This is a genomic window from Vibrio pelagius (genome assembly GCF_024347575.1).
In the GTDB taxonomy this organism is placed as follows: domain Bacteria; phylum Pseudomonadota; class Gammaproteobacteria; order Enterobacterales; family Vibrionaceae; genus Vibrio; species Vibrio pelagius.
In genome coordinates, this window is sequence record NZ_AP025503.1 from 1,134,178 (window position 1) to 1,153,346 (window position 19,169).

Here is a 19,169-nt window from a genome sequence, read left to right on the forward strand (position 1 = left end):
AAACTTTTTACAGGTTTACAAACCAAGCTTCATAAGCCAGTTTGATTGCGAGTACACTCACCACGGTAACAAATACCGGGCGAATAAACTTGGCGCCAAAGCGTATAGCTGAGTGAGCACCAACAAACGCGCCAACCATCAAACAGACGCCCATCGTCAATCCGAGAACCCAATCGATATGCCCTAGAATGGCAAAAGTCACTAGGGAGGTGAAGTTACTGGTGAAATTCATCGCTTTCGATAAACCAGACGCGAGCAAAATGTTCAAGCGATAAAGCGCCATAGAGCTTACAGTCCAAAATGCACCGGTTCCAGGCCCGGCAACACCATCATAGAAACCCAAAGTAAAGCCTTGAGCAATCTGCTTCTTCTTAAGAACGGGACAAGGGGTTGGGGACACGTTTTGGTTAGCATTCGGTGTTTTATGGAAAATCGTATAGATTGCGGCGGCCAAAATCACTAGCGGTAAAACTTTTTCTAACCATTGAGTACTGATGGCATCGACGACCAATGTACCTACAGTTGCGCCAATTAAAGTCGCAATAAATGCGTTGACCCAGCACTGAGGCTTGAATAGTTTCTTTTTGTAGTAGGTAAAAGCCGCGGTTGATGATGCAAAGGTGGCTGCGAGTTTGTTAGTGCCTAGCGCGATATGCGGTGGTAAACCTAAAGACAACAGGGCTGGCACGGTGAGCATACCGCCACCGCCTGCAACGGCATCGATAAAACCGGCAGCGAAGGCAACCAGTGCAAGTATGACCAACATGGTTGGTTCAATCATTTCCATAGATAGCTATTATTCTCGTTATATGCTGTATCAGCAGCGTTGTTTTTCAAATTTGCCGGAGTAAATCTAAAACAAAATTTAGCAGGAGCGCTTTACAACCCTACTCATTAATATTTAATTGTACGTTTAAAAGGCGGTAGGGAGTCTAACAAGGACTTGCCATAGCGCTTTGTGACTATGCGTCGGTCAAGGATCGTGACTTTACCAGAATCTCGCTCTTTACGCAGCAGTCGGCCAACAGATTGAATCAGTTTTTTACTCGCTTCAGGAACGGTAATTTGCATAAATGGGTTTCCGCCCTTGGACTCGATATACTCTGAATGTGCTTGTTCTACCGGTGAGGTTGGAACACCAAATGGGATCTTGGTGATGATTAGGTTTTCCAATAACTCTCCAGGCAAATCAAGGCCCTCTGAAAAACTACCTGTACCAAAAAGCACGCTGGTTTTTCCTTTATCTACAAGGTTTTTATGTTTTTTTAGAATTTCTGAGCGGGAAGTATCCCCTTGTACTTGCAATGCCCATCCCTTTTTAACGAAATCTGTAGATAAACCTTCTGCAACCTGATTCATTTGCCAGTATGAAGAGAATAGAACGAGGTTAGCTTTGTTGTCCTCAATGACTTTAGGCAGAATCTCTATAAGATATTCTGTAAACTGCGGAGCCTGAGGTTCGTATTTCATTGCTGGCACGATCAACTCTGCCTGATTTTGATAATCAAACGGAGAGGCTAACGCCAGAAACTGCACGCCATCTTCAGGTTTTTGACTGATACCAGCTTGATGGCAGAAGAAACTGAATGAATTTAGTGCTCGCATGGTGGCAGAGACTAATACTGCGCCGACACAACGGCTCCAGATCTGCTGGTCTAATTGCCAGCCGACTTCCAAAGGTGAAACATTAACAATGAAATCGCCCTCATTCTCTTTATTAAGCTCCAACCAGCGTGCCAGTGGCGCTCCTTTGTCACGTTTAGGCTCAGCCATTAAACGCCAAACTTGGGCCAAATTTTCAGTTCTCTGTATGTAGAAACCAATTTCAGCAAGCGCGGGTTCTGCGAGTTTAGCTGAGAGCTCACCATCTTTTACTCTTTCAGCAATCAGGTCGGCTATCTTTGCCACGGCTTGACTGGCTTTCTGACTCAACTGCTTGAGGTCTTTTGATTCACTTTCAAGCCATTCTGGAAGGTCACCGTGTTCAAAGCGATATAAGCCGTCTTCAAATTGGGTAGCATCGAAGCGCTTACTCAGTTGAGAAAGGGTTGGAATGAGCTGTTGAACAGAATCTTGCAGTTCATTTCTAAATCGATAGACCCGTTTCTCTTCCGCAAGGCCCGAAAGTTTACTGATTGACTGGTTCAAGCGCTCCAACCATGAGGCTGCGCCTTTTAAGCTTGCGGCTGCGGAAGAGTGATCACGTGCGACATGCGGTAGATGATGCGCTTCGTCGAACACATAAATGCTGTTTTCTGGCTCAGGTAGAATGACGCCACCGCCTAGATCTGCGTCTGCCATCACTAAGCTGTGGTTAGCGATAATGACGTCTGCTTTGTCGAGTTCAGAGCGTGCTTTTTGGAAAGGACAATCTCGGTGTGCGGGCATACTGTTGTTACAACTGTGTTTGTCACTCACGATCATCTGCCAAATCATATCGTCAATTGGCTTAGGCCATGAATCTCTGTCACCATCCCACTTACCTTGAGCTAGGCTTCGATACATGGTTTCCAGCTGTTCTATGTCTTTCTTCTTTGGCTTTGATTCAAACATCGCCATCTGACCACCATCAGCGCCACACGCCACGGCCAGTTTTTCCGCACAGCAGTACCTTTGTCGTCCTTTAGCCAATATAAAGGAGAACTCTCTATCGGTAAGTCGTCTATATAGAGGGAGGTCTTTATTGACCAGTTGTTCTTGTAAAGCAACGGTAGCGGTAGAAATGACGATTTTTCGGTTATTCAATACAGCCACAGGGATAGTGGCCATTAAATAGGAGAGGGACTTTCCGATCCCAGTACCGGCTTCTGCCACAATTATGCGATTGCTTTTATGGTACTGACCACAAAGTGTCTTTGCTATTTCAGCAACAAGGTAATTTTGAGCACGCCTAGGTACAAAGTTTTCCAACTGAGATTGAAGGTTTTGATAACTGGTGCGAATAGAATTCTGTATTTTAGTGGTTAGCATACTGTGACCCAAGTAACGGAGTCGCGATAGTAGCACATTTCACTAGTCTGTTCATTTTCGACGAAATAGGTTGCTTTTGAATCAAAGCTAGATCTTGTTCACAAAAAAAAACTGAACCTTCATGAAGTTAGCGATTTTATTTATTGCGTAAAATATAAATATTATAAAAAACACTGCGAAAAGATTTTAATTCTGCAGCAAGCGCAGTATTAGCGCTAAATCCAGTTTATTTAACTGTATTTGTTGTTTTAAAGTGTATTATATTTTCACCGTAACAGCCCGAGATACGTCTCGTAAAACCATGAAAAAAAATGTAAGTGATTGAATTTGTTTAATTTGTCTTTTTTTTAGATTTGTTTTTAGAAGATTTGACACGCAGGGGAATCTTTTGCAATCTAGACCTCGAAATTTGGTGACGGTGATTAACCAACAAAGAGTGGTAATGACCATCACAATAAATAAAAAGGGAACCGGGCAAGGATCTCCCATTCTTAGAAAAGGCAGTGGATTTATTATGAAAAAGACTCTATTAGCTCTAACAATCGCAGCAGTATCAACTTCTGCGTTTGCTGTAGAAACAAGCTCTCAAAACTCTAAGCCAATGTTTGAGTTTGACGATATGCATAAAGACCAATTTTCTGTGTCTGGTGCGTGGGGTGTTGGTGGTTACTACGATACATATTCTGGTACTTTCTACGACGATTGGGCAACAGCACTAACTCTATCTATCAGCTACAAAAATAACCGTTGGGTTGGTTACTTTGAAACAGACCTAGAAATGAACTACATTGCAGACACAAACGAGTCAGCTAAAGTTTCTGAAGTATACGATGATATTGAATCTGGTCCGACTACTGACGTTGATAAAGCGTGGTTAGGCTTCGACACTGGTTTTGGTGTTGCGTCTTTCGGTTGGGAAAACGATACAGCGCTTGATAAAGTAGATGGCGCTGGTGATATGACTTACGAGTTCGGTGCATCTGCAGGCGATGCTTCTGACGGTTTCAACGTAGTTAAGTTCCAAGGTGCTACTTCAGGGTTTGCTTACGGTATTTCTTACTTCGAAACTAAGGACAGCCATAAAGCAGCTGATAAAGGTATCAACGGTTACGTTGGTTTCGAACATGAGATCTTTAACATCTACGCTGGTTACGAAGATCGTGACGAAGCTGAGTACACAGTAACTTCTCTATCTGGTAACTTCAAAGTTGGTGACAATGTTAAGCTAGGCTTTAACTCTTGGATTGATGAAGGTAACAAGAGTGGCGCTGATACAACAGATAAGAAGAACACAGGTTTCTACCTATCTGGTGCATTCGATGCATCTGAGCAGGTAACTGTTGCAGCTGGTTACGGCTCGAACACTACAGAAACAAATAATGCTGCTGACAAAGATTACAGCTACATGAACGTTGCAGTAATGTATACGCATAGCGAGAAAGTTGATATGGGTATCGATATCAAACAAGAGTTAGACGTATTCGACGGTGTTCGTAACGACAGCTCTGATGAAGAGACATTTGTATTTGCTTCTGCATACTACTACTTCTAATCATTACTTAATAAGTAATAGCTAGAAATTTATAAAAGCCAGTCTCATGACTGGCTTTTTTACGTCTATACGCAGTGAATAGTTGTAAATTTATATAAAAACAGCCGCAGTGTGCGGCTGTTTTTTTTGGGTTTGGGTGTAAGGGAGGCGATGATTATCGCGCTATACCTCTTTCCACTCTCCAGGCTGTAAATCACCTAGACTCATCTCACCCATTGAGTAACGAATAAGGCGAAGAGTAGGGAAGCCAATATTAGCTGTCATACGACGCACTTGACGATTACGTCCTTCAATGATCGTAATCGCAAGCCAGGTCGTCGGAATTGCCGCACGAAATCGTACTGGTGGATTGCGTTCCCAAACACTAGGCGCTGGCACAACTTCGACTTTAGCGGGCAGTGTCATACCATCTTTGAGTTCAACACCTTTTCTCAATTTATCTAAATCGCTTTCATTCGGCACACCTTCAACTTGAACCCAGTAGGTCTTTGGTGACTTTGAATTGGGTTGAGTTAATTTAGCTTGATAGATGCCGTCGTTGGTAAGCACCATTAGTCCTTCACTGTCGCGATCTAAGCGACCTGCCGCGTAGATATCTTTTACTGGAATAAAATCGGCTAGGGTTTTGCGACCTTCACCATCGGTAAACTGACTGAGTGTGTCGAATGGTTTATTGAATAGAATCACTTTTCTGTCTTCAATGGCGACTCTAGGTTTTTCTGTGCGTGGTTTACGTTTATAGCGCTGCTTACTCGACGAATTGCTTTTGGTAGCAGAAGAGGAACGGCGTTCATTTCCCTTATGCTTGGTACGCGATGTGGTTGTGCTGCCTTGTTTAAATTGACCACCTTGTCGAGAGGAGCCATTAGGGCGCGAAGTGCTACGAGAGCGAGTAGACATGTTAACTACCTTGCAAAAATGTAAACGAAGTGTGCTGAAAAGTTTTCACTGAAACGGAATTGAGCTATCATTTGCGCGCCTAAAAGACACAAAATAGAACAAGTTAATGGACTATAAAGTCCAATTTGTTTAATTATACCAACGTGTTTTATTATAACAACGCACTCACGGATTTGGTTCATGCCGTCATAAAACGGTATGAAAAATAAGATAGAGTACGACTATCGAGTAGACCATCGTCGCTCTCAAGCACTGTCTACTGGTCAATTTAAACATTCTCACAACGTGTGAGCTTGTCAGAACTATAGGGAAATTTCATGCCTACTGAAAAACCAACCATCATCTATACCATTACAGACGAAGCACCAGCACTAGCGACATACTCTCTACTGCCTATCATTCAATCATTCACTGCTTCTTCTGGTATCAACGTTGATACTCGTGATATCTCACTTGCAGGGCGTATTATTGCTAACTTCCCAGAGTATTTAACTGAAGAGCAACGTATTGGTGATGCACTTGCTGAACTTGGCGAGTTGGCAAAAACACCGGAAGCAAACATCATCAAGCTTCCAAATATTTCAGCATCTATCCCGCAACTTCAAGCAACCATTAAAGAGCTTCAAGCAAAAGGCTACGCACTTCCTAACTACCCAGAAGAAGCGAGCACTGATGAAGAGAAAGCGATTAAAGCAACCTACGACAAGATTAAAGGCAGTGCTGTAAACCCTGTACTGCGTGAAGGTAACTCTGACCGTCGTGCGCCGCTTTCTGTTAAAAACTACGCGAAGAAAAACCCACACTCAATGGGTGCATGGGCTTCAGATTCTAAGTCTCATGTCGCGAGCATGGACGGCAAAGACTTCTTCGGTAGCGAAAAATCAACCACTGTTGATGGTGAAACAGAAGTAAGCATCGAGTTTGTTGGTCAAGATGGTGTGAAGAAAACACTGAAACCAGCTTTTGCTCTGCAAGACAAAGAGATCATTGACACTTCAGTGATGAACAAAGCTGCACTCGTTGCTTTCTTTGAAAAAGAGATTGCATTAGCTAAAGAGCAAGACGTACTGCTTTCTCTGCACATGAAAGCGACAATGATGAAGGTGTCTGACCCTGTGATCTTTGGTCATGCGGTTAAGGTTTACTACAAAGATGTATTCGCAAAGCACGGTCAGCTGTTCGAAGAGTTGGGCGTTGATGTGAACAACGGCATTGGTGATGTGTACGCTAAGATCGCAGCACTACCACAAGAGCAGAAAGAAGCTATCGAAGCGGATCTACAAGCGGTATACGAAACTCAACCACCACTCGCTATGGTTGACTCAGATCGTGGCATCACAAACCTACACGTACCAAGTGACATCATCGTTGATGCGTCAATGCCAGCGATGCTACGTTCTTCTGGTCAAATGTGGGGTCCAGATGGCAAGCAGAAAGATACTAAAGCGATGATTCCTGATCGTAGCTACGCAAGCATCTATCAAGCGGTTATCGATTTCTGTAAAGAGAATGGTGCATTTGATCCAACAACAATGGGCAGTGTGCCAAACGTTGGCCTTATGGCTCAAAAAGCAGAAGAGTACGGTTCTCACGATAAGACCTTCATTCTAGATGCTGCTGGTACAGTTCAAGTTGTTGACGCAAATGGTGCGGTACTTCTTGAGCAAGACGTTGAGGAAGGCGATATTTTCCGTATGTGTCAGGTTAAAGACGCACCAATTCAAGATTGGGTTAAGCTTGCAGTAACGCGCGCTCGTGCTTCAAACACTCCTGCGGTATTCTGGCTAGACGAATCTCGTGCACATGATGCAGAGCTGATTAAGAAAGTGAACGCTTACCTACCTGAACACGATACCGACGGTCTAGAAATCAAGATTCTTTCTCCGCTAGAAGCGACTAAGTTCTCTCTAGTTCGTATCAAAGAAGGTCTTGATACAATCTCAGTTACTGGTAACGTTCTACGTGATTACCTGACGGATCTATTCCCAATTCTAGAGCTTGGCACATCGGCGAAAATGCTGTCTATCGTTCCACTAATGAACGGCGGTGGTCTGTTTGAAACAGGTGCTGGCGGTTCTGCTCCTAAGCACGTGCAGCAAGTAGAAAAAGAAAATCACCTACGTTGGGATTCTTTGGGCGAATTCCTAGCACTGGCGGCTTCACTTGAGCACCTAAGCACAGTAACGGGTAATGCAAAAGCTCAAGTACTGGCGGATGCGCTAGATAAAGCGACAGGTGAATTCCTAGACATGAATAAGTCACCATCGCGTAAAGTGGGTGAATTAGATAACCGTGGTAGCCACTACTACTTAGCAACATACTGGGCTAAGGCTCTTGCAGAGCAAACGGCTGATGCTGAGCTAGCACAAGAGTTCGCAAGTGTCGCAGCTAAACTCTCTGAGAGTGAAGAAGCGATCATTAGTGAGTTAAACGGTGCTCAAGGTGTTAAAGGCGAACTGGGTGGTTACTACCTATTTGATGATGCTCTGACTTCAGCTCTGATGCGCCCAAGTGCGACTTTGAATGCAGTGATTGATGCATAGTCTTTCTTTTTTAGATTAGTTTAAATCTCGCCAAAAACGCTCCTTCAGGAGCGTTTTTTATTGCACCAACTAAAAACGCCCTGTTTGAAACAGGGCGTTTGTAATAAGAGCAGTAGATGAATAGCGACTACTTTGTTTGGCTAGTTTCTAACGGTACTACGGAGCTTGCGTGAGACCCCTTCGGGCCGCTTTCAACTTCATAATCAACTTGTTGCCCCGCCTTAAGTGTACGGTAACCCTCCATTTGTATCGTTGAATAGTGTGCAAAAATGTCACCTTCTTCACCCTCTGGACAAATGAAACCAAACCCTTTGGCATTGTTAAACCATTTTACTGTACCTGTAGCCATGCTATACATCCCTCATGCATTTTGTTACTGATGTTGTTATCAACCTTAAATGTGTCATTGATACGATTCTGGAACCACGACACTTATCGTCATTGATCCGAACTTATACATTGCTGACATGAAATATCGCTGCCTTGCGTAATTATTCCGTGTTGTTAAATTTTAATGTAAAAAAACCTTTTAGCTCCAATGTAGCTAATGATTGCGCACAGTCAATAGCAAATTGGTATAAAATTGAACATTTTTAATAACAAATCACACCTGAGAATTTCAACCATCCATTAACTAATCTATAACTTAAGGGCGCAAATATTTGTTTTATGTACGTTTGTGCTGCCTTTTTAATCAATCACATATGTTAATCGAAGCAATAAGCATCTTTTATTTGCAGCAAGGTAAATGGTGGATTAGGCTCAATATATGGGTTGGATTTTTGGTCTCGTTTTCTAACACCGTTTCTTAGTACACCCCAAACGGTGAATGTGGTAGATTTAAATATCGCACATGTCCGATTTCCCAAAACAACCTTAGCAAAGCTAACATGAGTAGAAACTTTGAATGGGCGGCTCCAGGCTCTGATTTACTGGAGAAAGAAAAAACGAAAGTTAAGCCACCGGCAATGTATAACGTCGTACTTAATAACGATGATTACACGCCAATGGACTTTGTAATCGAGATCTTAGAGCGATTCTTCTCATTAGATATCGAGAAAGCAACGGAAATTATGCTCAAGGTTCATTATGACGGTAAAGCTATCTGTGGGACTTACAGCGCAGAGATAGCGGAAACAAAAGTAGCGCAAGTGACGATGTATTCAAAGGAAAATGAGCATCCGCTACTATGTACAATGGAGCAAGCTTAAAGACTTGTTCGGACAACACTGTTGTTCCCTTAGGAGGTACTTATGCTGAATAAAGAATTAGAATCAAGCTTGAATGGCGCTTTTGCTCGAGCGCGAGAAAAGCGACATGAGTTTATGACTGTCGAGCACCTCCTACTTGCATTATTGGAAAATGATGCGGCTAAGGAAGCGTTATTGGCATGCCAAGCCGATCTGGATGCCTTGCGTAACGAGCTCGATATTTTTATCGACCAGACCACTCCTCTTATCCCAGAAAGCGACGAAACGCGTGAAACTCAACCAACACTTAGTTTCCAACGCGTACTACAGCGTGCTGTTTTCCATGTTCAATCATCAGGTCGCAGTGAAGTCACTGGGGCCAACGTTCTTGTTGCTATCTTTAGTGAACAAGAGTCTCACGCGGCGTACTTGTTGAAAAAGAACGATATCAGTCGCTTAGATATTGTTAACTTTATTTCTCACGGTATCACCAAAGCAAGTAACGAAGGCGATAGCGCTTCATCGCCTGACTCATTCGGCGCAGAAAACGCTGAAGAGGCGAGTTCAGAGGATAGGCTTGAAAACTTTGCGACCAACCTAAATGAAGTCGCGAAGAACGGGAATATTGATCCACTGATAGGTCGTGACAAAGAGCTTGAACGCACAATTCAAGTGCTATGTCGTCGCCGTAAGAATAACCCTCTGCTTGTAGGTGAAGCTGGTGTAGGTAAAACCGCGATTGCTGAGGGGCTTGCGTGGAGAATTGTCGAAGGCCAAGTGCCGGAAGTGATTCAAAGCAGTGTTATCTACTCACTAGATATCGGCTCTCTACTTGCGGGTACTAAATACCGAGGCGATTTTGAGAAACGTTTTAAAGCGATTCTTAAACAGTTAGAGAAAGAAGAAGATGCGATCTTATTCATCGATGAAATCCACACCATTATTGGTGCGGGTGCAGCATCGGGTGGTCAAGTTGATGCGGCAAATCTAATTAAACCACTACTGAGTAGCGGTAAGTTGCGCTGCATTGGTTCAACGACTTATCAAGAGTTCAGCACTATCTTTGAGAAAGAGCGTGCATTGGCTCGCCGCTTCCAAAAAATTGATATTGTTGAGCCTTCACTTGATGACACAACTAAGATTCTAATTGGTCTCAAGCCTAAGTACGAAGCGCACCACGAAGTTCGTTACACCAATAAAGCTCTTCGCGCTGCAGTAGAACTGTCGGCTAAGTACATTAATGAGCGTCACCTTCCTGATAAGGCGATTGACGTTATTGATGAAGCGGGTGCACGTAGTCGATTAGCGCCTGCAAGCCGTCGTAAGAAAACGGTGAGTGTTGCTGATATCGAGTCGATGGTTGCTAAGATGGCTCGTATTCCTGAGAAGTCAGTTTCTTCTTCAGACAAAGACATTCTGCAAAACCTAGATGACCGTATGAAAATGTTGGTATTTGGCCAAGATACGGCTATCGACGCATTGAGTGAGGCAATTAAGCTTACACGTGCTGGTTTAGGTGCTGATAACAAACCGGTTGGTTCATTCTTGTTTGCTGGTCCAACGGGTGTGGGTAAAACGGAAGTGACAGTACAACTATCGAAACTGATGGGTATTGAACTACTGCGTTTTGATATGTCTGAGTACGGAGAACGTCATTCGGTGAGCCGTTTGATTGGTGCGCCTCCAGGTTATGTGGGCTACGATCAAGGCGGCCTTTTAACTGATGCGGTTATTAAAAACCCGCACTCTGTCGTCCTCCTTGATGAGATCGAGAAAGCGCATCCAGATATCTTTAATCTACTCTTGCAAGTAATGGATAACGGTACGCTCACGGACAATAATGGCCGTAAAGCGGATTTCCGCAACGTGATCTTGGTGATGACAACCAACGCGGGTGTGACTGAAACAGAGAAGAAATCAATCGGTCTTATCCAGCAAGATCATGCGCCAGATGCAATGGGTGCAATCAAGAAAGTGTTCACTCCAGAGTTCCGTAACCGTCTTGATAATATCATCTGGTTCAACAGCTTAGATCCAACAGTAATTAGCCAAGTGGTTGACAAGTTCATTGTTGAGCTTCAAGTTCAGCTAGATGCTCGTGGCGTCTCCCTAGAGGTATCAGAAGATGCGCGCCATTGGTTAGCAGAAAAAGGCTATGATAAAGCGATGGGTGCGCGTCCAATGGGGCGTGTGATTCAAGAGCAACTTAAGAAGCCTCTGGCAAACGAGCTGTTGTTTGGTAGTTTAGTTGATGGCGGTACTGTGAAGGTAACGCTGGAGAAAGATGAGCTGCAATTTAGCTATGTTGGTGCGAAAGAAGAAGTGATGCACTAACAGGGTGAGTAGTTACCTAAACACTTAACTTTAAAAACGCATGACTCTGGTTGTGCGTTTTTTTATGTTTTGAAGATACGAGATACGAGATACGAGATACGAGATACGAGATACGAGGAGATGGGAAAGTGGATAGAATAAAATCCCAAGCGTTGGGCAATAAAAAACGGAGCACTAGGCTCCGTTTCTTATCGTATTCACTAATGAGACATTAACGAGCACGGAAGACGATGCGGCCTTTAGAAAGGTCGTATGGAGTCATCTCAACAGTAACTTTGTCACCAGTAAGAATACGGATGTAGTTCTTACGCATTTTACCAGAGATGTGTGCTGTCACTACGTGACCGTTTTCAAGCTCAACACGGAACATTGTGTTTGGTAGAGTATCAAGGACAGTGCCTTGCATCTCGATTACGTCTTCTTTAGCCATCTAATCCTCTTTCGACATTTGGCGGTTTTCAACGGCGCTGAATGTGCCGTCAAAATCAAATTATATAAAGTTGTGGCGTATTCTACCCTTGCCACACTTGATTTACTAGCCTTTGATGACGTTGAAATCGCACTTTATAGTTCATAGCGGGGCATTCGTCGATTTGATAACCCAAATAGAGCCACTGTTTTTGGGTTTGTTGAGCATGTTGAATTTGAAACAAAACACCAAGCGTACCTAATGATAGATCAATATCTGGGTCGAAAAAGGTGTAAAACGCGCTAGTGCTGTGATTCATCACATCAGTGACGGCGATCGCCACCAATTTTTCACCTTGATAGATGTGTAAATATTGGGTGTTTAGCCAATCGTTTTTTGAAAACTGCAAAAATTCTTCTTTTTTCGGCGGATACATGGTGCCAGAACGGTGACGAGCCGTAATGTAACGGCTATATAGATCAAACCACGATTCATCCATTTTCGGCTTCACTGTCCAATTAAAGGATTTGGCTTTGTTAAGAAGACGCTTTTGGCTTTTCGAAAGCTGTATGTCGGGAATGGCTAATCTTAAAGCGTGACAGGAAGAACAATTATCACAATGAGGTTTGTATATGGTTGCGCCACTGCGACGAAATCCATTGGCTAACAAAATTTCGTAGTTATCTGGTGTGTGCATGTGTTCGTCAAGTGTGACAGCCACACGTTCCTGTCGCTCTGGTAAGTAGCTACAACTATGATTATCGGTTAATCCGATTCTGATCTGATGTAAGCCTGAACTCATTCCGAACAATCCTCGAGCCATTGTGGTTGAAAGCATGCAGCAGCAATAGAACGCTCTTTTAATAATGACAGAGATTCGAGAAAAGTCTCTCTTTCGATTTCCATCGCACCGAGCGACTCCAAATGAGGATTCATGACTTGGCAATCAATCAGTTGCCCGCCATGTTGTGAAAAATGGCGGCAAAAGTACCATAAGGCTATCTTCGAGGCGTTGGTCTTAGTACTAAACATCGACTCACCACAAAAAAGCTCGCCACGAAGAATGCCATACAAACCACCGATCAACTCGTCTTCATTCCACACTTCAACGGAATGACAATGGCCCATTTTCGCCAATTCGATGTAAGAGCGTTGCATGTCTTGGTTTAACCATGTCTCTTCAGCGGGGCGTAGTGATGAACAAAGACTAATCACTCTGTCTGTCGCTTGGTTGATGCTTACACGATACTTGTGTTTACGCTGAAATTTTTTGAGACTTTTAGCCGGTTGAAATGTCTTAGGATTAAATACGGCTCGCGGGGCTGGGCTCCACCAAAGGATAGGTTCGCCAGGTCCGTACCAAGGAAAAATGCCATGACTATATGCATTGAGAATTCGTGCAGGAGAAAGATCGCCACCAAATGCTAGCAATCCGTTTGGATCATCCAGCGCTTCAAATGGTGAAGGGAATTCTATACTAGTAGTATCCAACTCTGTTAAGTATATAGTCATCGCTATCGCTTATAGATTTACTTAGACCAAAGGTCGTTAGGAGTGTTGTTATGAAGAAACTGCTTTGGATTTTACTGTTTTTGCCTCTTATAGCAAATGCAGCCTACAACAGGAATCAAGCTAGACCGGTCAATGAAGTGGTATATGGAGAGGTTGATACTGTACGTTATATCACCCAACAAGAGATTGTAGAGTCAAAAGCCAATGGTTGGGAAACCCTGCTTGGTGCGGCTATTGGTGGTTTGATTGGTAATCAGTTTGGTGGAGGCACGGGTAAGGAAGTGGCAACTGCAGTTGGTGCAGTTGCTGGGGCAGGTATCGCAAGAAATAGAGCCAATACCCAGTATCGAGTAGAGTACAAGCTTGTCGAGTTATTGGTTAAAACAGAGGACAATAAGCTGGTCAATATCATTCAAGACGTGGACAGTTCGATGCTGTTCTCGCGTGGTGACGACGTTAGAATTTTATACTTTTCTGACGGTGTTCGCGTTGATCTTGTGTACTAGTTTGCTATTGCGCTTTGTTTGGTGATTGATTGTGGTTTTTCTGGTCGATTTGCTCTGGAGTTCATCGAAAAAGTTCGTTAGTCTGCAAGTACGAAGAATTATTCATCGCCTGAAAATAAATCGAAGACGGTCAGTCAGGTGATACAAGGATTAAATAGATTAAATGGAAAGCCTTACGTTACAACCAATACAAAAAGTGAGTGGGGAAGTTAACCTACCTGGCTCTAAAAGTGTTTCTAACCGAGCGTTGCTACTTGCAGCGCTTTCAAGTGGTAAAACTCGCCTAACTAACCTTCTAGATAGTGACGATATTCGTCATATGCTGAATGCTTTAACTAAGCTAGGTGTTAGTTACCAACTGTCGGATGACAAAACGGTTTGTGAAGTTGAAGGTCTTGGCGGTGCGTTTGCGAGCCAAGAAGCGTTAGAACTGTTTCTTGGTAACGCTGGTACGGCGATGCGTCCACTTGCCGCAGCACTGTGTTTAGGTTCTGGTGAGTACGTACTAACGGGTGAACCGCGCATGAAAGAGCGTCCGATTGGCCACCTGGTCACGGCACTCAGAGAAGCGGGCGCAAGCGTTGAATATCTTGAAAATGAAAACTACCCTCCGTTGAAAATTAAAGGTACGGGTTTGAAGAGCGGTACCGTATCAATTGACGGCTCGATCTCTAGCCAGTTCCTAACCGCTTTTTTGATGGCCGCTCCGTTAGCTGAAGGTGAAATCACCATCAAGATAGAAGGTGAATTGGTATCTAAACCTTACATTGACATTACTCTGCATATCATGAAGCAGTTCGGTGTTGATGTAATTAACAACGACTATCAAGAATTTGTTATCCCAACAGGCCAGCAATACATTGCGCCTGGCGATTTCCTTGTCGAAGGTGATGCCTCATCTGCATCTTACTTCCTAGCGGCCGCTGCAATTAAAGGCGGTGAGATCAAGGTAACGGGTATTGGTAAAAACAGTATTCAAGGTGATATTCAATTTGCAGACGCACTCGAGAAAATGGGTGCTGAGATTGAGTGGGGCGACGATTACGTTATCTCTCGTGTTGGCCAGCTAAAAGGGATTGATATGGATTACAACCATATCCCTGATGCTGCGATGACAATTGCAACGACCGCGCTGTTTGCTGAAGGCACGACAGCAATCCGCAACGTATACAACTGGCGCGTAAAAGAGACAGATCGTCTTGCGGCGATGGCAACAGAATTACGTAAAGTCGGTGCGGAAGTGGAAGAGGGCGAAGACTACATTATTGTCCAACCTGTTTCGGAGCTCAAACATGCGGCAATTGATACGTACGACGATCACCGCATGGCAATGTGTTTCTCTTTGGTTGCGCTGAGCGATACGCCAGTGACGATTAACGATCCTGGTTGTACGTCGAAGACTTTCCCAGACTACTTTGACAAGCTGAAAATGCTTAGTCAGTAGTACATCGACAAATAAAAAGCTTGCTTAAGGGCAAGCTTTTTATTTGGTAGTTTGGCGCCACTGAAGTCGATTTAACGCAAGTCAGTATTGCTGACAATCTCGCAGACTTCGCGTTTTTAAGTTGTCTCGACCTGAGCGTTATTGTTGCAGCGTAAACTCTTTGGAGAGGTGATGCGCTAGGTACTTGAACATATTGAACACCGCGGTGGTGTTTTCAGTAGGCAACCCATTGCTGTCCAAGAAATATTCGCCTTTGAAAACCAATACGTCATCTTTCTCTGTGACGCTATCTGCACGCATCCCCTCTATATAGTCAGCGTGAGATTGGATGACTTGGTTTGCGATAAGCAGAAGATCGAACTCTGTGATTACTTGTTTACTCATTGAGATTCTCTAATAACGATGGATAGATGGAGTTTAGAGCGACAGAGTAGAAATTCAATGACCTGACCCCAAGTCGAATAGGAGTTTTCGATTTTATGTTCGATATTTTGTGATTTATGACAAAAATAATTGAACAGGGCTCGCCATTGAAACATAGACGAGATTAGTATGACCTCGTTTATATAAGAAGCTTGAAAAACAGGCGTATTGAAGTACGGTTTGATTGTACTTTATTCTCAAATCCTATTGTGCCCCTTTTCTCAACTGAGTCGCTGAATTGTCGAGCGATCAGATCCAATTTTGAAAAAAGCGGTTGATCTTCTTTTAATCTCGCACAATAGTAAAAAAAGAAGCAATGAATTTAGAATATCATGCGTAAAAGCCCACAGTTGATTTGTTGGTGCTGAAGCATCGTGATTAAGGACGTTAGTGTCAATATGGGTAAATCGCTCGTTATAGTGGAGTCGCCAGCCAAGGCAAAAACTATCAATAAATATCTTGGCAAAGACTTTGTCGTTAAGTCGAGTGTAGGTCACGTACGTGACTTACCAACGGCGGGACAAAGCACAGGCAAGAAGGCGGCTGCTGTTTCAACAAAGGGTATGAGCCCAGAAGAGAAAGCTCGTATCAAGAAAGAAAAAGACCGCAAGGCACTCATCAAGAAGATGGGTATAAACCCATATAAAGATTGGGAAGCGAACTACCAGATTTTGCCAGGCAAAGAGAAAGTCGTGGCAGAACTGCAGAAGCTTGCTGAGAATGCAGACCATGTATATCTCGCAACCGATTTGGACCGCGAGGGAGAAGCTATCGCATGGCACCTTCGTGAGATCATCGGCGGCGATGAAGCGAGATATAAACGAGTAGTATTTAACGAGATCACCAAGAACGCGATTCAGCAAGCGTTCGAAACTCCGGGTGAGCTCAACATTGATGGCGTGAACGCTCAACAAGCGCGTCGATTCATGGACCGAGTGGTAGGTTTCATGGTTTCGCCACTACTTTGGAAAAAAGTTGCACGTGGTCTTTCTGCAGGCCGTGTACAGTCGGTAGCCGTTAAGCTGCTGGTAGAGCGTGAGCGTGAGATCAATGCGTTCATTCCAGAAGAGTTCTGGGATATCCATGCTGATACGCAAACAGGAGACAAAACCGATTTCCGTCTTCAGGTCGCTCAAAAAGCAGGTGTTGCTTTTAAACCTGAAAATGAAGAACAGACAAAAGCAGCACTGAGTATTCTTGAAAAAGCAGAATACGAAGTGTGCAAGCGTGAAGACCGCCCAACTAAGAGCAAACCGTCAGCACCTTACATTACTTCAACGCTACAACAAGCGGCGAGCACGCGCTTGGGCTATGGCGTTAAGAAGACGATGATGTTGGCTCAGCGACTCTATGAAGCGGGTTACATCACGTATATGCGTACTGACTCGACGAACTTGAGCTCAGAAGCTGTAGATATGGCGCGTGAGTACATTAACTCTGAGTTTGGCGATAAGTATTTACCAGCTACACCACTGGTTTACGGCAGCAAAGAGGGCGCACAAGAGGCGCACGAAGCAATCCGTCCATCAAGTGTTGACGTTAAGTCTGAAGACCTAAAAGGTGTTGATGCGGACGCTCACAAACTGTACTCATTGATCTGGAATCAATTTGTCGCGTGTCAAATGACGCCGGCACAATACGATTCCACAACAATCAGTGTCAAAGCAGACGAGTACACTCTGAAAGCTAAGGGTCGTATCCTTAAGTTTGATGGCTGGACTCGTGTACAACGCCCTATGGGTAAGAACGATGACACTATCCTGCCATCAGTTGAGCTAGGGGATAAGCTTAAACTTGTGACGCTTGATCCTAAGCAGCACTTTACTAAGCCACCTGCACGCTACACTGAAGCCGCTTTGGTTAAAGAGCTTGAAAAACGTGGTATTGGTCGTCCGTCGACTTACGCATCCATCATCTCAACGATCCAAGATCGTGGTTACGTGAAGGTTGAGCAGCGTCGTTTCTACGCTGAAAAGATGGGGGAGATCGTTACAGACCGCCTCGACCAGAGCTTTAACGACCTGATGAACTATGACTTTACTGCTCGAATGGAGCAAAAGTTAGACCAAATCGCGGAAGGTGAAGCGAATTGGAAAGGTGTTCTGGATAACTTCTTTACTGATTTCACAGGTGACCTTGAAAAAGCGGATCTCGATGAGTCAGAGGGCGGCATGAAGCCGAACCATATCGTAGAGACTGATATTGAGTGTCCGACGTGTGGCCGTAATATGGGTATCCGTACTGCTTCTACCGGTGTATTCCTTGGCTGTTCAGGTTATGCATTGCCACCAAAAGAGCGTTGTAAGACAACGATTAACCTTGGTGACGAAGAAGGCATTATCAATGTGCTTGAAGAAGACGTTGAAACCGCTGCACTGCGAGCTAAGAAGCGCTGTCCTATTTGTGAAACAGCGATGGACGCTTACCTGATTGATGACAAGCGTAAGATGCACGTTTGTGGTAACAACCCGAACTGTGATGGTTATGTTGTAGAGCACGGTGAGTTCAAAGTTAAAGGCTACGATGGTCCTGTTGTTGAATGTGACAAGTGTGGTTCAGATATGGTTCTGAAAAACGGTCGCTTCGGTAAATACATGGACTGTACAAGCGACGATTGTAAGAACACGCGTAAGATTCTGAAAAACGGTGAGGTTGCGCCACCGAAAGAAGACCCTGTTCACTTCCCTGAGCTTCCATGTGAAAACTCAGATGCGTACTTTGTGCTGCGTGACGGTGCTTCTGGTCTATTTATGGCGGCAAGCAACTTCCCTAAATCTCGTGAAACACGTGCACCATTAGTGGAAGAGCTGGTTCGCTTTAAAGACCGTATCTCGCCGAAGTTCCAATATCTGACGACAGCACCGGTTGCTGACCCAGATGGCAATCCAACCGTAGTTCGCTTTAGTCGTAAGACCAAAGAGAACTACGTACGTACAGAAGTCGATGGTAAGCCTTCGGGTTGGACCGCGCTGTTTATTGACGGAAAATGGGAAGTCACCGATAAGCGCAAAAAGCCAAAAGAGAAATAATTATCAAGAAAGCAGCCTAGTTTGGCTGCTTTTTTTTGTATTGAATATGCGAATTTGGTGCAACCCGATACAAAAATTGCCTCGAAGCTGAAAAATTATTTATTTTGGAATGTGAAATATACTGGAAAAGAAAGTATGATTTCTTTGCGAGCATTAACATTAGTGTAACTGAATTAAAATATTGTAATTGGCAGATCACTATTTGGATGTAGAAGCCATGTGCTTTCATTGTTAATGTGATGTTTCTGAAAGTCTGTGTAATGTGAGCTGCTCTGAGACTTAGAAAAGCAATCGTTTCACACACCACAGAATGGCATCTTAAAAATTGAAATCGACGGAAAAGTCGATAACGTATAT

Annotated in this window: 15 protein-coding genes; 7 read left to right on the plus strand and 8 right to left on the minus strand. The window is 43.9% G+C overall.

Annotated features, from left to right (window positions below):
• Nucleotides 1-7 precede the first annotated feature (7 nt).
• Both vsple_RS05135 and dinG read right to left on the minus strand, forming a co-directional pair.
• Entirely contained in the window at nt 8-787 is a 780-nt protein-coding gene (locus vsple_RS05135; RefSeq protein ID WP_261882859.1) for a sulfite exporter TauE/SafE family protein, read from the minus strand.
• 107 nt (nt 788-894) lie between these two features.
• Nucleotides 895-2,970: an ATP-dependent DNA helicase DinG gene (dinG, locus tag vsple_RS05140; RefSeq protein ID WP_255231019.1), complete on the minus strand. Its 2,076-nt coding sequence runs from the start codon at nt 2,968-2,970 to the stop codon at nt 895-897.
• 514 nt (nt 2,971-3,484) lie between these two features.
• Here dinG and vsple_RS05145 point away from each other — a divergent pair.
• Nucleotides 3,485-4,522 carry a porin gene (locus vsple_RS05145; RefSeq protein WP_261882860.1) on the plus strand — a complete coding sequence of 346 codons (1,038 nt, stop codon included), beginning with the start codon at nt 3,485-3,487 and terminating at the stop codon, nt 4,520-4,522.
• A gap of 162 nt (nt 4,523-4,684) precedes the next feature.
• On the opposite strand, the gene vsple_RS05150 is transcribed toward vsple_RS05145, so the two are convergent.
• On the minus strand, nt 4,685-5,422 hold the full coding sequence (locus vsple_RS05150; protein WP_261882861.1) for a pseudouridine synthase: 738 nt from the start codon (nt 5,420-5,422) through the stop codon (nt 4,685-4,687).
• A 317-nt stretch (nt 5,423-5,739) separates the two neighbouring features.
• On the opposite strand from vsple_RS05150, the gene vsple_RS05155 reads away from it, so the two are divergent.
• Complete coding sequence (locus vsple_RS05155; protein ID WP_261882862.1) at nt 5,740-7,965, plus strand: NADP-dependent isocitrate dehydrogenase; 2,226 nt, start codon at nt 5,740-5,742, stop codon at nt 7,963-7,965.
• A 127-nt stretch (nt 7,966-8,092) separates the two neighbouring features.
• Here the strand turns inward: vsple_RS05155 and cspD are convergent, their stop codons facing one another.
• Nucleotides 8,093-8,314, minus strand: coding sequence for a cold shock domain-containing protein CspD (gene cspD, locus vsple_RS05160; protein WP_255231015.1), 222 nt, complete (start codon nt 8,312-8,314; stop codon nt 8,093-8,095).
• 541 nt (nt 8,315-8,855) lie between these two features.
• Between cspD and clpS the strand changes: the two genes are divergently transcribed.
• Together clpS and clpA are read left to right on the plus strand one after the other, a co-directional pair.
• Nucleotides 8,856-9,176, plus strand: coding sequence for an ATP-dependent Clp protease adapter ClpS (clpS, locus tag vsple_RS05165; protein WP_255231014.1), 321 nt, complete (start codon nt 8,856-8,858; stop codon nt 9,174-9,176).
• A gap of 42 nt (nt 9,177-9,218) precedes the next feature.
• Entirely contained in the window at nt 9,219-11,489 is a 2,271-nt protein-coding gene (clpA, locus tag vsple_RS05170) for an ATP-dependent Clp protease ATP-binding subunit ClpA (protein WP_261882863.1), read from the plus strand.
• 211 nt (nt 11,490-11,700) lie between these two features.
• Here the strand turns inward: clpA and infA are convergent, their stop codons facing one another.
• The 3 genes from infA to aat all read right to left on the minus strand — a co-directional run bounded on the left by infA (nt 11,701) and on the right by aat (nt 13,410).
• Nucleotides 11,701-11,919: a translation initiation factor IF-1 gene (infA, locus tag vsple_RS05175; protein ID WP_001040192.1), complete on the minus strand. Its 219-nt coding sequence runs from the start codon at nt 11,917-11,919 to the stop codon at nt 11,701-11,703.
• Between the two features lie 82 nt (nt 11,920-12,001).
• A complete protein-coding gene (locus vsple_RS05180; RefSeq protein WP_255231011.1) occupies nt 12,002-12,700 on the minus strand; it encodes an arginyltransferase in 699 nt (232 codons plus the stop codon).
• Complete coding sequence (gene aat / locus vsple_RS05185; RefSeq protein WP_261882864.1) at nt 12,697-13,410, minus strand: leucyl/phenylalanyl-tRNA--protein transferase; 714 nt, start codon at nt 13,408-13,410, stop codon at nt 12,697-12,699. The genes vsple_RS05180 and aat overlap by 4 nt, the downstream gene beginning before the upstream one ends.
• Before the next feature lie 50 nt (nt 13,411-13,460).
• Between aat and vsple_RS05190 the strand changes: the two genes are divergently transcribed.
• Together vsple_RS05190 and aroA are read left to right on the plus strand one after the other, a co-directional pair.
• Nucleotides 13,461-13,916 (plus strand): outer membrane lipoprotein, encoded by a 456-nt coding sequence (locus tag vsple_RS05190; RefSeq protein WP_261882865.1) that lies wholly within the window; start codon nt 13,461-13,463, stop codon nt 13,914-13,916.
• 163 nt (nt 13,917-14,079) lie between these two features.
• Nucleotides 14,080-15,360, plus strand: a complete 1,281-nt coding sequence (gene aroA, locus vsple_RS05195; protein ID WP_261882866.1) for a 3-phosphoshikimate 1-carboxyvinyltransferase — start codon at nt 14,080-14,082, stop codon at nt 15,358-15,360.
• Nucleotides 15,361-15,498: 138 nt separating this feature from the next.
• On the opposite strand, the gene vsple_RS05200 is transcribed toward aroA, so the two are convergent.
• On the minus strand, nt 15,499-15,744 hold the full coding sequence (locus tag vsple_RS05200) for a YciN family protein (RefSeq protein WP_150871813.1): 246 nt from the start codon (nt 15,742-15,744) through the stop codon (nt 15,499-15,501).
• Nucleotides 15,745-16,181: 437 nt separating this feature from the next.
• On the opposite strand from vsple_RS05200, the gene topA reads away from it, so the two are divergent.
• A complete protein-coding gene (gene topA, locus vsple_RS05205) occupies nt 16,182-18,812 on the plus strand; it encodes a type I DNA topoisomerase (protein WP_261883120.1) in 2,631 nt (876 codons plus the stop codon).
• Nucleotides 18,813-19,169: the final 357 nt, after the last annotated feature.

Coding starts and splice junctions, on each gene's coding strand:
- vsple_RS05135 (WP_261882859.1), bottom strand. CDS start 787: ATGGAAATGATTGAACCAACCATGTTGGTCATACTTGCACTGGTTGCC.
- dinG (WP_255231019.1), bottom strand. CDS start 2,970: ATGCTAACCACTAAAATACAGAATTCTATTCGCACCAGTTATCAAAAC.
- vsple_RS05145 (WP_261882860.1), top strand. CDS start 3,485: ATGAAAAAGACTCTATTAGCTCTAACAATCGCAGCAGTATCAACTTCT.
- vsple_RS05150 (WP_261882861.1), bottom strand. CDS start 5,422: ATGTCTACTCGCTCTCGTAGCACTTCGCGCCCTAATGGCTCCTCTCGA.
- vsple_RS05155 (WP_261882862.1), top strand. CDS start 5,740: ATGCCTACTGAAAAACCAACCATCATCTATACCATTACAGACGAAGCA.
- cspD (WP_255231015.1), bottom strand. CDS start 8,314: ATGGCTACAGGTACAGTAAAATGGTTTAACAATGCCAAAGGGTTTGGT.
- clpS (WP_255231014.1), top strand. CDS start 8,856: ATGAGTAGAAACTTTGAATGGGCGGCTCCAGGCTCTGATTTACTGGAG.
- clpA (WP_261882863.1), top strand. CDS start 9,219: ATGCTGAATAAAGAATTAGAATCAAGCTTGAATGGCGCTTTTGCTCGA.
- infA (WP_001040192.1), bottom strand. CDS start 11,919: ATGGCTAAAGAAGACGTAATCGAGATGCAAGGCACTGTCCTTGATACT.
- vsple_RS05180 (WP_255231011.1), bottom strand. CDS start 12,700: ATGAGTTCAGGCTTACATCAGATCAGAATCGGATTAACCGATAATCAT.
- aat (WP_261882864.1), bottom strand. CDS start 13,410: ATGACTATATACTTAACAGAGTTGGATACTACTAGTATAGAATTCCCT.
- vsple_RS05190 (WP_261882865.1), top strand. CDS start 13,461: ATGAAGAAACTGCTTTGGATTTTACTGTTTTTGCCTCTTATAGCAAAT.
- aroA (WP_261882866.1), top strand. CDS start 14,080: ATGGAAAGCCTTACGTTACAACCAATACAAAAAGTGAGTGGGGAAGTT.
- vsple_RS05200 (WP_150871813.1), bottom strand. CDS start 15,744: ATGAGTAAACAAGTAATCACAGAGTTCGATCTTCTGCTTATCGCAAAC.
- topA (WP_261883120.1), top strand. CDS start 16,182: ATGGGTAAATCGCTCGTTATAGTGGAGTCGCCAGCCAAGGCAAAAACT.